Genomic DNA, 14905 nt, shown 5'->3' with positions numbered 1-14905 from the left:
ATTTCACTAAGGTATGCCTCTGACTCCTGTTGTTTCCTCCATTTCTGCCTGTAACACTTCTTCCTGTACTAACATCCAAGCGCCGCGCAGTTGTGCCTGCTGCCAGTAGCGAACCACGTCATCTAAATCCAACAAGTTTAAATGTTGGAAGCTATAGCTTAAACAAGGAATTAGGGCGCAATCGGCTAAAGTAAAACTGTCGCCACAGACCCAATGATGTTGTGTGAGTTGCGCGTCTAAGCGTTGAAACTGTGTCAGTAGTTGCTTCTCTAATTGTTTGATTTCGAATTCATTACTGTCTTCTATATGCTTTAACTTTTCTAATTGAAATAATGGGTTGTTAATATCATTGTCTATGATGCGATCGAACAAACGTACCTGTAAGTTGCGTTGTGGTTCTGGTGGCAGAAGTTGGGTACTGTTATTAAAATGCCTATCTAAGTACTCGATAATAATGCTGGATTCAGGGATGAGTTGGCCATCTTGGGTTTTAAGCAATGGTAATTTTGCGGGTGGATAAAATTGATGAAATGCTTTGCGTGATAGTGGATCGCCTAAGTCGGTAATGCGCGGGTAAAAATTAGCTTGTTTTTCATAGAGTGCAATCAACACTTTCTGTGAATAACGAGATAAAGGATGATAAAAAAGCTCCATAGGTTTTCACCCCAACTCCAGTGTTCTACTGACGTTATGATTTAACTTTAGTCGCAATCGAGACTTTTGTTCATTAATTTCCATATAGGGCTAACGAGAAGCCATATCTTAAAACTGGAGCAAATGCTCTAAATGCAAGTGTGTTAACAATTATGGGTTACATTAACGCGTGAAAGTGAGATCAAGATGGAGTTTAAGTGTTTTAAATAGCCAATATGGCCTTGATTTATCTTGAGGTGTGTAAGCAATTGGGGGTTTTATAGAAGCATTATTTGTGGGAATCTGAGTTTCATTTAATGGAGTATAAATAATGATTTCAGATTTGCCCTGAATTAGGGTAAACACTAAAATGGCAGGTCCGAAGGTTGTTGTTTTAGTGAGAGTATCTATTTCTGCTGATCAAACCTCAGATGTTTTCTAATGTCACTGTTAAGCCGCTAGCGAATCTCTGGTTTTAACAGTGCCGTAATGTAGAACAAATTTGCAACATTCTAGATATAGAGTAGGCTGATTAAGTGTTATACCTTGTATATATCTAACAATCTTATCCATAGTTAGCATACATTTTAAATGGAATAACAACTAAGTGAATTTAGTATGGCCGCCAGTGTAAATATTTGCATTAGTTTACACTTTTGTTCGGTTATCTTCCTTGTTGATCCCTATAGGTTATGCGATAAGTAACAGCTTTTATTTTGGTTATAATTACGATCGTGTCAGCACAAATAAGTGTACTGGTGTGTAGGTCGTTAATATTTGAAGGAGTTCTCATGCGGCAGACAATTAAACTTGCCTCAGTTATAAGCGTGGCGTTATGGATGGCAGCTTGCAGCCCTCAAGAAGAGACAGCTCAAACAGGGGCTGGGCCGCAGAGCATGGAAGTGGGAATTCTCAATGTTGTCGCTAAGCCTCAGGTTATCCAAGTGGAGTTACCGGGTCGCAGTAAAGCGTTCCTCGAGGCCGAAGTTCGCCCGCAGGTAAATGGTATTATCACTAAGCGTAGCTTCGTAGAGGGCGGCAATGTGAAGCAGGGCGAGTCTTTATATCAAATAGACTCAGCGACATACAAAGCGGCACTCGTCAGTGCGAATGCAGATTTAGCCAGAGCGAATGCGAGTCTAGCATCGGCGAAAGCTAAAGCGGCTCGTTATCAGCAATTAGTGAAAACGAATGCGATCAGTAAGCAAGATTTCGACGAAGCCGAAGCTGCATACAAAGAGGCATTGGCCAGTGTCACTGTGGCTGAAGCCGCAATCAATACGGCTAAGATTAACCTGCAATATACAGAAGTATTAGCACCAATTTCTGGCCGTATCGGTAAGTCGAGTGTCACAGCAGGTGCGTTGGTGACAGCGAACCAAAGCCAAACCTTAGCAACGATTCAACAGCTTGATCCAATCAATGTGGATATCGCGCAATCGAGTGCACAACTATTGCGCCTTAAAGCTAAGCTAAAACAAGGTAAGTTACAGGCTGCGGATAATGCTGATGTACAGTTGGTATTGGAAGACGGTACAACCTATGGTCATTTAGGTAAGTTGCAATTTGCTGAAGTCAGTGTGGATGAGAACACTGGCTCCGTTATTCTGCGCGCCGAGTTTCCAAACCCTGATGGTATCTTGTTACCCGGTATGTATGTTCGCGCAGTGCTAAATGCTGGTACTGATCCTCAAGCTATTCTAGTTCCACAAAAAGCCATTAGCCGTAACTCTAAAGGTGAAGCTGTGGCTATGGTTGTGAATGATCAAGGTGTTGTTGAAGCAAAAACGGTGACAACAGCAGAGGCTATTGGTCACGAGTGGCGTATTACTGAAGGGCTTTCAGTCGGTGATAAGTTGATTGTGGAAGGCTTACAAAAAATTCGCCCCGGAGCGCCAGTCACTCCCAAAGTTATTTCTGAAACGCAAGCACAATAGGGCATAGCTATGGCACGTTTTTTTATTGATCGCCCCATCTTTGCGTGGGTGATCGCCTTAATTATTATGTTGGCGGGGATCCTATCAATCCGTTCTCTGCCAGTGTCTCAATATCCGAGCATTGCTCCTCCAACTGTGGTGATCAGTGCTAACTACCCCGGCGCTTCGGCTAAGATTGTTGAGGACTCAGTCACTCAGGTTATTGAGCAGCGGATGACGGGGATCGACCATCTGCGCTATATCACTTCAACCAGTGATAGTTTTGGTAACGCGTCTATTACCCTAACCTTTAACGCAGAAGCCGATGCCGACATTGCACAGGTTCAGGTTCAAAACAAGTTGCAAGGGGCGATGACGCTGCTGCCACAGGAAGTGCAATCACAGGGCGTTAATGTTAACAAATCCAGCTCTGGCTTCTTATTGGTTTTAGGCTTCGTGTCAACGGATGGTTCACTGGATAAGAGTGATATCGCTGACTATGTAGGTTCTAACGTACAAGATCCTATGAGCCGTGTTTCTGGTGTGGGTGAGATTCAGATATTCGGCGCTCAATACGCGATGCGTATATGGTTAGATCCGCTAAAACTAACCCAATACAATTTGACTAGCTTGGATGTTGTCGCGGCTATTCGCGCTCAAAACGCACAGGTTTCTGCGGGCCAACTGGGTGGTACGCCATCGGTTGCTGGTCAAGAGCTAAATGCGACAGTATCAGCCCAAAGCCGTTTACAAACACCAGAAGAATTCCGCAAGATTATTCTTAAATCTGATACTTCTGGCGCGAACGTTTTCTTGGGTGATGTTGCTAGAGTTGAGTTAGGTTCTGAAAGTTATTCCGTTGTGTCCCTATACAATGGTAAGCCTGCAACAGGTCTAGCGATTAAACTCGCGACGGGGGCAAATGCTCTCGATACTGCAGAAGCTGTCCGAGCTAAAATCGCTGAGATGAAACCTTTCTTCCCACAAGGGTTGGAAGTCGTTTATCCCTATGACACTACACCTTTTGTTGAAAAATCCATTGAAGGCGTTGTACACACATTGTTAGAAGCCGTTGTACTGGTGTTTCTCATCATGTACCTCTTCTTGCAAAATTTCCGTGCAACTTTGATCCCAACGATTGCTGTTCCTGTGGTATTGCTGGGTACCTTCGCTATATTGTCGGCAACGGGGTTCTCGATCAATACGCTCACTATGTTTGCTATGGTGCTGGCGATCGGTTTGCTGGTAGACGACGCGATTGTGGTGGTGGAGAACGTCGAGCGGGTGATGTCGGAGGAAGGACTCAGTCCGCTTGAGGCGACTCGTAAATCGATGGATCAAATCACCGGCGCCTTGGTTGGTATCGGTTTGACGCTATCTGCGGTATTTGTCCCTATGGCATTTATGTCTGGCTCAACAGGGGTGATTTATCGTCAGTTCTCAATCACTATCGTGTCGGCGATGGCGTTGTCTGTATTGGTGGCTTTGATTTTAACGCCAGCACTTTGTGCGACCATGCTCAAGCCACTCAAGAAGGGTCACGGCCATATTGAAACGGGATTCTTCGGTTGGTTTAACCGTGGTTTTGATCGATTAACCAACCGTTATGAGTCGAGTGTGGCGGGTATCATCAAGCGTGGCTTTAGGGTCATGATGATTTACGTTGCACTGGTTGTTGCCGTCGGTTGGATCTTCATGCGTATGCCAACCGCTTTCTTGCCAGATGAAGACCAAGGGATTTTGTTTACGCAGGCCATTTTACCGACAAACTCAACTCAAGAAAGTACCTTAAAAGTCTTAGAGAAAGTGTCTGATCACTTTATGGCTGAAGAGGGTGTGAGATCAGTATTTAGCGTGGCGGGCTTTAGTTTTGCGGGTCAAGGGCAAAATATGGGTATCGCTTTCGTGGGGCTGAAGGATTGGTCTGAGCGTACGGCTCCTGGTGCTGATGTTCAATCCATTGCGGGTCGTGCTATGGGCGTATTCAGTCAAATGAAGGACGCGTTTGTCTTCGCTTTCGTACCGCCTGCGGTGATTGAGTTAGGTACGGCTAACGGTTTTGATATGTTCTTACAGGATAAGAATGGTCAAGGCCATGAGAAATTAGTGGCTGCACGTAACCAGCTATTAGGTATGGCGGCACAGAATCCTAATCTAGTGGGCGTACGTCCTAATGGTCAGGAAGATGCGCCAATTTACCAATTGCATATAGATCACGCTAAGTTAAGCGCGCTCGGCATTGAAATCGCTAATGTTAACAGTGTGCTTGCAACGGCTTGGGGTGGTTCATATGTGAACGACTTTATTGACCGTGGCCGTGTTAAAAAGGTTTATGTACAAGGTGATGCTCAGTACCGTATGCAACCGGGTGATTTAGACACTTGGTATGTACGCAATAATAAAGGTGACATGGTGCCATTCTCTGCTTTCGCTATGGGTACGTGGGAGTATGGCTCTCCACGCCTAGAACGCTTTAATGGTTTGCCAGCGATGAATATTCAAGGTGCTACAGTTCCAGGATTTAGTACTGGTGCTGCCATGGATATTATGGAAGATCTGGTCAAGCAGTTGCCTCCTGGCTTTGGCATTGAGTGGAACGGTTTATCCTACGAAGAGCGTTTGTCGGGTAACCAAGCACCTGCGTTATATGCACTGTCAATCTTAGTGGTATTCCTCGTACTTGCTGCTCTTTATGAAAGCTGGTCGGTACCCTTTGCCGTTGTGCTGGTGGTGCCGTTGGGGATTATTGGTGCATTGTTAGCGATGAATGGTCGTGGTTTACCAAACGACGTATTCTTCCAAGTAGGTCTACTTACAACGGTTGGCTTAGCGACTAAGAACGCAATCTTGATTGTGGAGTTTGCTAAAGAGTACTACGAAAAAGGCGCTGGTTTAGTGGAGGCGACGCTTCATGCGGTTCGCGTTCGTCTGCGTCCGATTTTGATGACGTCCTTAGCCTTTGGTTTGGGTGTTGTGCCATTAGCGATCAGTACTGGCGTCGGTTCTGGTAGCCAAAACGCCATCGGTACTGGTGTTCTTGGTGGTATGATGAGCTCGACCTTCTTAGGTATCTTCTTCGTGCCCTTATTCTTCGTTATTGTTGAGCGTATCTTCAGTAAGCGAGAGAGAAAAGCGAAAGACGAAAAGCCGACATCGGCGGAGTAATCTAACGTCTTACTTAATCAAAGCCCTGTATTCGCAGGGCTTTTTTTGGGGATAAGAAAGGTTATCGTTGCAAAAATGGATAGCCGCCTTGAATTAATTTGGGCATATTGGACGAGTAAAGGAGCATGTGATGTCGGAAGTGGATAACGTAAAGCCGGATAAGTTAGCCAAATTAGAGGCTTCTCTCGCGAGGGGGAAGTGGTATTTCATCTTGGTGATTGGTGTGCTGTATTGGGGGAGTGTGACGTCACTTTTAGTGGCGGGGTTTCAATACTTCACCTCAGAGATTTCATTTTGGCAGACACTAAAAGTCGCGCTGTATATTTATCCCGTGAGTGGTGTGCTATTTGGCTGGACGCTATGGATGCAGTTAAATCACAGAAGAGATAAACTGCGCGGCAAATCTCGTCCATAATCAATGCACATCGTTGGTTTAGGAGTCAAATCGTGTCATCGGTTAGCAGCCTTATCACTAAGCAATTTGTCGTAGCCATCATTTGCCATGGTATCGCTATTGGTATTTTGGCCTATGGAGCATATGAGTTTTATCTTGAGCAGCTTGTCGTCCCCGAACTTACCCGTAGTCTCGCCGTGGCGGTATTTTTTATCGGCATGGGGCTCGAACCCAATGTGTTTTTTACTCCGTTAAGTCAGGTCATGATCCAAGTCGACGATAAATCGCCTAAGGCGAAATTACAGACGCTGGTGTTCAACCTTGGGGTTTTCTTGCTGATTTGTAGCTTTTTAATGGAATGGTTGTACGACTAATTCATTAAATCCGCCCATTAAAAGGGGCGTCGAGATCTGTTGCGACGCCCTAATAAACCTAGCGAAAGTTAAACCCGCGCTTAAGGCGTGTAGTAAGTTGCCGCGCCAGGTCCTACAGGCAGACCAAAACCAAATACCCACAGGAAGAAAAACGCCGTCCAGCCCACGAAAAACACTAAAGTGTAAGGCAGCATAGTGGCAATTAGCGTACCTATGCCTAAGTTCTTTTGATAACGACAGGCCACCGCAAGGATTAATCCAAAGTAACTCATCATAGGCGTGACTAAGTTTGTTACCGAATCGCCAATACGATATGCCGCTTGGATCGTTTCTGGCGCATAACCGACCAGCATTAACATAGGCACAAAAATTGGGGCGGTAATAGCCCACTGCGCCGAGGCGCTGCCAAGCATCAAGTTGATAAATCCACACAGCATAATAAAGAACAGGAATAGGATTGGGCCTGTTAGTCCAATGGATTGCAGTGCATCGGCACCTAATACTGCGAGTACAGCACCTAAATTACTCCAGTTAAAGAAGGCGACAAATTGCGCCGCAAAAAAGACAAGGACGATATAGAGGCCCATAGTGCTCATGCTGTGAGACATGGCATTGATCACATCCCGATCATTGTTAATGCTACCGACGACTTTACCGTAGACAAAACCCGGAATGGCAAAGCAGATAAAGATAAAGGCAACGATCCCCTTGAGAAAGGGTGAGCCTGAAACTAAACCCGTGTCAGGATGGCGCAGTGGCGCCCCTTCTGGCACAACTAAAAGTGCCAACATTATTGCCAATATCAGTACCGATAGTCCTGCCCATTTTAAGCCACGCTTCTCAATGGCACTCACCGATTCCATCGATTGCAGAACCGTTTCATCTGCATCATCATCTTGGTATTTTCCTAGCTTAGGCTCGACGATTTTTTCGGTGACGAAGGCGCCAAGGAAGGTAATCACAAACGTCGAAACAAACATAAAATACCAATTGACCTCGGGGCCAACGCTATAGTCTGGATCAATCATACGCGCTGCGGCTTCTGTTATACCTGATAGTAAAGGGTCAACGGTTCCGAGTAATAAATTAGCGCTGTAACCCCCAGAAACCCCCGCAAAGGCAGCGGCTAAACCTGCAAGGGGATGGCGCCCCAATGAATGAAAAATCATCGCGGCCATAGGGATGAGCACCACATAGCCAAGCTCGGCTGCCGTGTTAGACATAATTCCTGCAAATACGATAGTGACAGTCACCAGTCGCTTTGATGCCCCCATGACTAAGGCGCGCATTGCCGCGGATAATAAGCCCGAGCGTTCCGCAATCCCTACGCCCAGTAATGCGACAAGTACCGTGCCGAGCGGCGTAAAACCGGTGAAGTTTGTGACTAAATTCGACACTATCATACGCAAGCCTTCTGCATTCATTAGGCTTACTACATGGATCAGACCATCAGCACTGCGGCCATGGGATCCCACAGGTCTTGGGTCGGCAACCGTGAGTTCAAAGTAACCTGCAATCCCAGAAATAAGAATCACGGCAACACAGAAAAGGGCAAACAGGGTAATAGGATGGGGCAGTAAATTACCTAATCGCTCGACAATATTGAGGAAACGCACAAACCACCCGCTATGGCTAATGTCACTATTGGGTAGAGGGTTTTTGGGAGTCTTTGGGGTGAATTTATCGTCGGCGCTCAAACTATCGTCCTTCCTTTATATGAACCTTTGCCAATCGTATTCTCGTTAGCGCAAAAACAGGCCTTAAGCGCAGATAACTGAATGACATAGCTAAAATGAATATGATTGTGTATGAAAGCTAAGGCAAAAGTTAAAAAATGGTTGGGAAGTATGATTGTTAAGTTTTAATTGAAACTTAAATGGTGTAGCGAGGGTAACAGGGAAAACTCAGGATAAAAAAATGGACTCTCGAGGAGTCCAGTATTCACGAGCAAAATGGTTGCTCTAACGTTGTGCATTTTTACTATAGACCATTTTTGCTGTATTGGAGCTGAATCGTTAGTCTCTGGTGTTTATGGTTGATTTTGGGTCTTTTGAGGAAAAGTTGAACATTGAATTTGGCATATTACGATTTTTAAGACCTAACACTGTGCTTTAGATGAAATTCTTATTCATTTGTGATTAGCTGTACCCATTAGAATAAAAAAGACTAAGGATGGAAGATGGATAAATTTCTTTTAGGGTTATCGCTCGTTTTTATCGTGGCTTACCTTTGGTATGTTAGCCTAGTCAAAAAACGGAATACTGCACTTGAAGCTCTGTCGGGTATCGATGCACAGCTTATCAGCCGCAATGAATTTATATACAGGGTCCTTGAAATTGCGGGCCAACATAAACATGATGAGCTGTTATTTAAAGAAATTAATGAGTTACTGACAACCTCTGCTTCCGCTTATCGCATGTTTGATCCTCAAGAAGTGAAAGTACATTTTATTAATGCAGAGCAGTTGAATCATAAAATGGCTAAGTTAGTCGCCAATATTGATGATTATCCCGATCTGAAATCCGATAATACTATGCTGGAGGCGATACAAAACTATAGCGAAGCTGAGTCTGATATCGCGAATGCCAGCCGTTTTTACAACTTAGCAGTATCTGAATTGAATACAGCGGTTGAAATCTTCCCCGGTTCGATTATTGCCTCAATGGCGAGTATTAAGGTTATGCCTCTCTTTGAACTGATTGAGGTTCCCAAGGTTCCTATGGATGCTGTTGATTATCTATAAGGCTTTAAAGGGATGCTCAAATCGAAGCCATGTTTATACTAAAATTTGCAGTGTAAACCTTCAGAACCATAATGCTTTGCTATTATTGAGTAACTGATTCTTAAGAATGTATAGGCTCTTGATGCACCGTACTGATATACAGTTATCGGCATTGTTTAAATGGCCTAGTAACTTATGGTTGTTAGGAATATGCCTGTTGCTGCTTTCGAGTGCAGTGATGGCGAATAATGCACAGGATGCCTATTCAAAACCTCGAATCGTGGCACGTTATTCTGAGACGGGAATCCTCAGCCGCGAAGGGCAAGAGAAGTTTAAAGTATATCAATATCAACAAGCTAATGGTGTTACTGTATTTTCCGATAAGGCACCCAGTAATAACCAATACCAAATTTTATTGTACGAGTGTTTTGCCTGCCGCCCGGACTCGAACATTGATTGGAATGCCATTCGTTTATTTAGCGCAAATTATGATGCATTAATCGCTCAAGCCGCCCATAAACATCAGTTAGAACCTGCGTTAATTCGCGCCGTGATCCATGCTGAATCGGCTTTTAATTCCCGCGCTGTATCACGTAGTGGCGCTATGGGATTAATGCAATTAATGCCAGAAACAGCGAAAGAAATGGGCGTTATAAATGCATTTTTGCCTGAAGAAAATATTTTGGGTGGCAGTAAATATTTAGCACAAATGCTAAAGCAATTTAATGGCGATATTGCCTTAGCCTGTGCAGCCTATAATGCGGGACCAACAACTGTGACACAGTATAATGGCATTCCGCCCTATCCTGAGACTCAAGCCTATGTTGAGCGGGTACAAATTTTATTGAAGCGCTATCGTGAACAAAACCGAGCCTAGGAATATGACTGTGCATTTATACCAATCGTATTAAATATCTGTTCATTCAGCGGGAGTTCAACGCGCTTTAGACAAGGCGAAGGCTTGAAGGCATAGTGGTGCTCTGTCGAAAGCCTTGAACGCAGTATAAAGCGCGTTGCAACCCGCCCTTCGGGAGCCACACAGGCATCCCACTCCCGTGTTGCATTGACTTAAAAGGGAATGACCATTTCTGCGTCAATGCGCCTTGGATTGAGATGCCTGTGAGGCTCTGAACTGATTAGATATTTAATGTGATTGGTATTATTGCAGGCAGCGGACTAACGGCCATCGCTGCCATCGATTTTTACTCGCCCACTTCCCATTTTACGGTGACATTCCCGCCAGCTTGACCGAGTGTTTTACCTAAGTAATTCATTAATTCTGTTGCAATTTCATCTAATTGCCATGGTGGATTAATGATCCACAATCCTGCGGCTGTCATGCCAAACTCATTCGAATCGGGTTTAATTGCTTGCTCTATTCTCAGTTGGCGCTTAATGCCGCTGTTGGCGAGGCGCGATAACATACCTTCGGTTTGAGCACGATTCACAACTGGATACCACAGCATAAAAACTCCCGTAGCAAAGCGTTTGTGGGCTTTGATCAGCGTTTCAGCGACATCTTGGTAGTCGGTTTTCATCTCATAACTTGGGTCGATTAATACCAGTGCACGGCGCTCTAGGGGAGGAACAGCGGCAATAAGCCCTTTTAGTCCATCACCCTTAATGACTTTGACTTGCCTATCTTCACAGAAATAATCATCCAGTAAAACATAGTCCGTACTGTGTAACTCATGCAGTACCATGCGATCTTTTGGGCCAAGTGCCATATCGATAATGGCAGGGGAGCCGGGGTAAAAGTTGAGTTCTTCCGGGTTGTCTTCATTAAAGTGGCGTACAGCCTCAACATAATCTTGTAAGGCTTTAGGTAAATCGCTTTTATCCCAGAGTTTGGCTACGCCGTCGAGATACTCTCCGGTTTTCTGTGCAAACTCATCACTTAAAGCATAACCCCCCGCGCCTGCATGGGTATCGATATACACGAGTGGCTTGTCTTTCTTGTGCATCAACTGCAAGGTTTGCAGCAAGATAGCGTGCTTTAGCACATCGGCATAATTGCCTGCATGATAACCATGGCGGTAACTTAACATGGGGGGATCCTAGTAATTTGCAAATGTAGCAAAGAGAGGCAAACGGCAGTGACCAATTATACCTGCGATGATCATAACCTCAAGATTTTGATATTCTTATCTTGGTATTACTTGGCTCTAGAGAGAATTTAAGGCTTTAGTTGGCACTTTTTTTATCAGGGAACCAGTGCATGGGAGTTTGCATTTGAAAGGTTTTCAGCCAAAGATTGGCTGGGGCGGGTTTTCCAAATAAATAACCTTGAAATTGCTTACAGCCTAAAGCGGTGAGTTGCGACAGTTGGGCCTCAGTTTCAATCCCCTCGGCAATGACGTTCAATTTTAAACTCTTTGCTAATAGGATAGCCGCATTCACAATTTGGGTATGGCGCTCGCTAATCCCAAGTTGGCTGATAAAGTAGCGATCGATTTTAATCGTATCTGCGCTGATATCGATAAGTTGGCTCAATGACGCATGCCCAGTACCAAAATCATCAATTGCGATAGATACACCCATTCGTGCAAGGGTGTTAAGACGGCGCCCAGTTTCTTTATAGGTTGAAAACACAGATGTTTCGGTGATTTCAATTTCTAATAATGGGATAAGCTCAGGGTGATTCATATAGGTCTGTATCAGCACCTTAAAGAATCGATCCGACAGAATATCCTGTCCTGATAGGTTGAAAGCAATCTTCACCGGCGGCACATTTTTAGGCCAAGAACGGATCAACTGTAGTAATTGTCGGAACACTTTTATGGCAAAGATAGCCTGTAGTTGGGATGACTCAATAATGGGGATAAATGTATTGGGCATTATCATTGTGCCATCTTCGTCGAACATTCTGGCAAGAGCTTCAAAACTTATAATATGGCCGTTAGCCATCACCTGAGGTTGTAGCCACATTTCGAGGCGGTTGTATTTTAGGGCGTCTCGGATCCTTGCTTTTTGTGATGATGCTTCGAGTAAATTATTGATAAGGCCAATGTAATACACCATAACAGGGCTTGCTTGAGTCGTTTGTTTTATAGCAATTAAGCATTGTTCTGCAGCTTGCTGTGGTGAGGCTTTTGTGCCTGAACTGCAACCAACACGGCATTCGAGATGGTATTCAACTTGTTGTTCTTGTTTAAGTTGTAAGTTGGTCGGAATACGTTCACGCAATTGTTGAGCGAGATTTTCAGGGGAAATGAGCGGCAAACTGGTAAATTCAAGTGCGAAGGAGGCTCCCCTAAAGCGGTATATTTTTGCATGTTGGCCAAAACGATGTTTTAGCTCATTTGCAAAGGTTTTGAGCAGGGCATCTCCTATTTGAATGCCGAACGCGGCATTAATTTGGCTAAGGTTATCAATTTTGACAATCGCAACAGTCATTTTTTGATGGATAACACTCGGCGCAGGGTTATACCAATGATTTTCGTTTGGCAGACTGGTGACTAAGTCATAAAAATGTGTGCTGATATGGTGTTTTTTAAGTCGGCTTAATTCAATTGCATGATTTGCCTGTTCGGTAACATCATGGCAGTGAAACAGTAAAGTATCGTGATGCTGTAATGAGGCTTTTTGTAGTAAGTATTTGGCTTTAGGGTTGTTTTTTAAATGTGTAGGGAAAGATGCTGCAAACAAATTGATGGGAGTATCTTCCGCCAGTTCAAAAATATCAGATAGTCGAGTCTGGTTTACCCTGACATCGTTGGCGATATTTTTTGCTGCATCATTTAGGTTGAGAATCAGCCCATCTTCATTACAAAAGAAAGAGGCCGTGCCATTATTTTCAAATATTTCAGTGTATTGCTCTAGTGTGTGTTGCAGTGCCTCATGGTGCTTAATCATCTGCTGCGAATGAATTTTTTGAGTTTTTAATAGCCGCATTGCCGACAAAGGAATACAGATATTAAAAAACGTAAACAGCAAGCCATTTAGGTAGGCATGGGTTGCAGGCATACTGATATCAATATCGATAATCGTCGGGAGGTTACGATTTTGCAGTAGCAGTAAAAAGGGTAATACATTGAAAAACATCATTATGATGGCAGCTTTTGCCCCAAAGAGAAAAAGTGCCATCAGAGGTAGGGTATATAAAAAAATAATGCCTGCTTGCGACAAATTAAAATCAGGAACAAACAACAAGATGCATATGCAGGCTGCGACAACCATAGCCAACAGGCTGATTGAACTGAGCATCAAATATCGGCGGGTGAACCACAAAGCAGAGATCAGCACACTCAAAAAGCTGACGGTGATAATAATGACAAAGCTAAGATTTAGCTGATAGGCCATTAAAGAACTGTGCAGCACAATGCTGGTGGTTAAGATGGCACCACTGAGCAAAATAATCCGTAGTAAGCTGGTTTTTAATAATTCTCTATCAGGATTTAAGAAATCTTGCTCCCTGATAAATAAAAAACCTTTAAGCCATTGAAACAAAAAATATCCTTATCCCATACGGAAATCACACCAGCTAGTGGGACATAACATATAACATAAATCATGGTATTGTTATACAAATAGATTTATATCTTTGTAAATTAAAGTGTTACATATTAATGCTTGTTTGAGTTTGATGTTTTAACCCCTAACTTAAATCGCACATTGCGAGGAAGTGCCCTACTTGCCCAAGTGTTCATCAATCAAATTATTAGGCATAATGACGGCCATTTTATTGGTTAGAAGACAGCCTGTGACTCCGATTTTTTTTAATCAGCAATACCCAACACTGGTGGACATATGTGCGCGCTGGCAACTGATTTATGATGCCAATGCCCCTTTCGAATTGCGTTTTGAATCGGACAGCTTAACGCTACATAAGCGCGATGAGCCTAAACTCGATGGCATATTAGTCGATTTTGTCACTGGCGCCGTTGCTCATCGTCGCAAATTTGGTGGTGGCCGCGGACAATCTATCGCTAAGGCGGTTGGCTTAAAGCAAGGGGTAACACCAAGTGTGGTTGATGGTACAGCGGGTTTAGGGCGAGATGCATTTGTACTTGCCAGCTTAGGTTGTACTGTGACTATGGTCGAGCGTCATCCTGTCGTGGCTGCCTTGTTAGAGGACGGGTTACGGCGCGCCTATCAAGACGCTGAAATCGGCGATTGGATGCATGAGCGGATGCAGCTATTTCATGGTTCAAGCCTTGAAGCCTTATCAAAACTGGAACAAGAGGTGGATGTGGTTTACCTCGATCCTATGTATCCCCACCGTGATAAGTCGGCACTCGTTAAAAAGGAAATGCGGGTATTTCAATCTTTAGTGGGCGCCGATTTAGATGCCGATGGTTTGCTCGCTCCCGCTTTAGCATTAGCAACTAAACGTGTCGTCGTTAAGCGCCCTGATTATGCCGAAGATTTGGATGGGGTGAAGCCTAGTATGGTTATCGACACGAAAAAAAATCGCTTCGATGTTTATGTAAAAGCCGCAATGAAATAGATAAAAAGCTATTGCCCCAAAGTCGTGGGGCTTCATCCTCCACCCGACCAAGGAGGACTGTTTGTCCTATCAAAAACGTCCATGTTAAATAGCCAGTTCGATATCCTTATCTCGCGCTCAAAACGGCCGCAGGCCCTTCGCCCTTGGATGTTCCAAGACGCCCCTATGAAGTTGAAAGCTCCTTGTGCTCATTGACAAATTTTCTATCGCTTCCGAACTCACGCAATTTGTCTATTCGTCATTAAAAGTCTT

General features: G+C 44.1%; 11 protein-coding genes. 7 read left to right on the top strand and 4 right to left on the bottom strand.

Annotated features, from left to right (window positions below):
• Nucleotides 1-6 precede the first annotated feature (6 nt).
• Complete coding sequence (locus JEZ96_RS18990; RefSeq protein ID WP_011918304.1) at nucleotides 7-654, bottom strand: glutathione S-transferase family protein; 648 nt, start codon at nucleotides 652-654, stop codon at nucleotides 7-9.
• 770 nt (nucleotides 655-1424) lie between these two features.
• Here JEZ96_RS18990 and JEZ96_RS18985 point away from each other — a divergent pair.
• From JEZ96_RS18985 to JEZ96_RS18970, 4 genes are all read left to right on the top strand, one after another.
• Nucleotides 1425-2570, top strand: a complete 1146-nt coding sequence (locus JEZ96_RS18985) for an efflux RND transporter periplasmic adaptor subunit (RefSeq protein WP_011791201.1) — start codon at nucleotides 1425-1427, stop codon at nucleotides 2568-2570.
• 9 nt (nucleotides 2571-2579) lie between these two features.
• On the top strand, nucleotides 2580-5714 hold the full coding sequence (locus tag JEZ96_RS18980) for an efflux RND transporter permease subunit (RefSeq protein WP_061783326.1): 3135 nt from the start codon (nucleotides 2580-2582) through the stop codon (nucleotides 5712-5714).
• Nucleotides 5715-5844: 130 nt separating this feature from the next.
• Nucleotides 5845-6129 (top strand): hypothetical protein, encoded by a 285-nt coding sequence (locus JEZ96_RS18975; protein WP_014611798.1) that lies wholly within the window; start codon nucleotides 5845-5847, stop codon nucleotides 6127-6129.
• A gap of 32 nt (nucleotides 6130-6161) precedes the next feature.
• Nucleotides 6162-6482: a hypothetical protein gene (locus JEZ96_RS18970; protein ID WP_014611797.1), complete on the top strand. Its 321-nt coding sequence runs from the start codon at nucleotides 6162-6164 to the stop codon at nucleotides 6480-6482.
• A gap of 80 nt (nucleotides 6483-6562) precedes the next feature.
• Here the strand turns inward: JEZ96_RS18970 and JEZ96_RS18965 are convergent, their stop codons facing one another.
• Nucleotides 6563-8119, bottom strand: a complete 1557-nt coding sequence (locus tag JEZ96_RS18965; protein ID WP_049789572.1) for an AbgT family transporter — start codon at nucleotides 8117-8119, stop codon at nucleotides 6563-6565.
• Nucleotides 8120-8661: 542 nt separating this feature from the next.
• Here JEZ96_RS18965 and JEZ96_RS18960 point away from each other — a divergent pair.
• The gene (locus tag JEZ96_RS18960) at nucleotides 8662-9225 is read left to right on the top strand and encodes a LemA family protein (protein ID WP_025007960.1); all 564 of its coding nucleotides are present in this window, start codon (nucleotides 8662-8664) and stop codon (nucleotides 9223-9225) included.
• A gap of 106 nt (nucleotides 9226-9331) precedes the next feature.
• On the top strand, nucleotides 9332-10081 hold the full coding sequence (locus JEZ96_RS18955) for a lytic transglycosylase domain-containing protein (protein ID WP_025007961.1): 750 nt from the start codon (nucleotides 9332-9334) through the stop codon (nucleotides 10079-10081).
• 325 nt (nucleotides 10082-10406) lie between these two features.
• Here the strand turns inward: JEZ96_RS18955 and JEZ96_RS18950 are convergent, their stop codons facing one another.
• Together JEZ96_RS18950 and JEZ96_RS18945 are read right to left on the bottom strand one after the other, a co-directional pair.
• Nucleotides 10407-11252, bottom strand: a complete 846-nt coding sequence (locus JEZ96_RS18950; protein ID WP_011791194.1) for a 23S rRNA (adenine(2030)-N(6))-methyltransferase RlmJ — start codon at nucleotides 11250-11252, stop codon at nucleotides 10407-10409.
• Between the two features lie 136 nt (nucleotides 11253-11388).
• A complete protein-coding gene (locus JEZ96_RS18945; protein ID WP_025007962.1) occupies nucleotides 11389-13653 on the bottom strand; it encodes a bifunctional diguanylate cyclase/phosphodiesterase in 2265 nt (754 codons plus the stop codon).
• A 220-nt stretch (nucleotides 13654-13873) separates the two neighbouring features.
• Between JEZ96_RS18945 and JEZ96_RS18940 the strand changes: the two genes are divergently transcribed.
• Nucleotides 13874-14653: a class I SAM-dependent methyltransferase gene (locus tag JEZ96_RS18940; protein ID WP_011791192.1), complete on the top strand. Its 780-nt coding sequence runs from the start codon at nucleotides 13874-13876 to the stop codon at nucleotides 14651-14653.
• Nucleotides 14654-14905: the final 252 nt, after the last annotated feature.

It is taken from the genome of Shewanella putrefaciens, from assembly GCF_016406325.1.
Taxonomy (GTDB): Bacteria; Pseudomonadota; Gammaproteobacteria; order Enterobacterales; family Shewanellaceae; genus Shewanella; species Shewanella putrefaciens.
This window is presented reverse-complemented; position numbering and strand designations above follow the sequence as displayed.

Excerpts from the sequence above, each read along its gene's own strand:
- JEZ96_RS18980 (WP_061783326.1), top strand. The coding sequence starts at position 2,580 with ATGGCACGTTTTTTTATTGATCGCCCCATCTTTGCGTGGGTGATCGCC.
- JEZ96_RS18940 (WP_011791192.1), top strand. The coding sequence starts at position 13,874 with ATGACGGCCATTTTATTGGTTAGAAGACAGCCTGTGACTCCGATTTTT.
- JEZ96_RS18985 (WP_011791201.1), top strand. The coding sequence starts at position 1,425 with ATGCGGCAGACAATTAAACTTGCCTCAGTTATAAGCGTGGCGTTATGG.
- JEZ96_RS18955 (WP_025007961.1), top strand. The coding sequence starts at position 9,332 with ATGTATAGGCTCTTGATGCACCGTACTGATATACAGTTATCGGCATTG.
- JEZ96_RS18950 (WP_011791194.1), bottom strand. The coding sequence starts at position 11,252 with ATGTTAAGTTACCGCCATGGTTATCATGCAGGCAATTATGCCGATGTG.
- JEZ96_RS18975 (WP_014611798.1), top strand. The coding sequence starts at position 5,845 with ATGTCGGAAGTGGATAACGTAAAGCCGGATAAGTTAGCCAAATTAGAG.
- JEZ96_RS18960 (WP_025007960.1), top strand. The coding sequence starts at position 8,662 with ATGGATAAATTTCTTTTAGGGTTATCGCTCGTTTTTATCGTGGCTTAC.
- JEZ96_RS18990 (WP_011918304.1), bottom strand. The coding sequence starts at position 654 with ATGGAGCTTTTTTATCATCCTTTATCTCGTTATTCACAGAAAGTGTTG.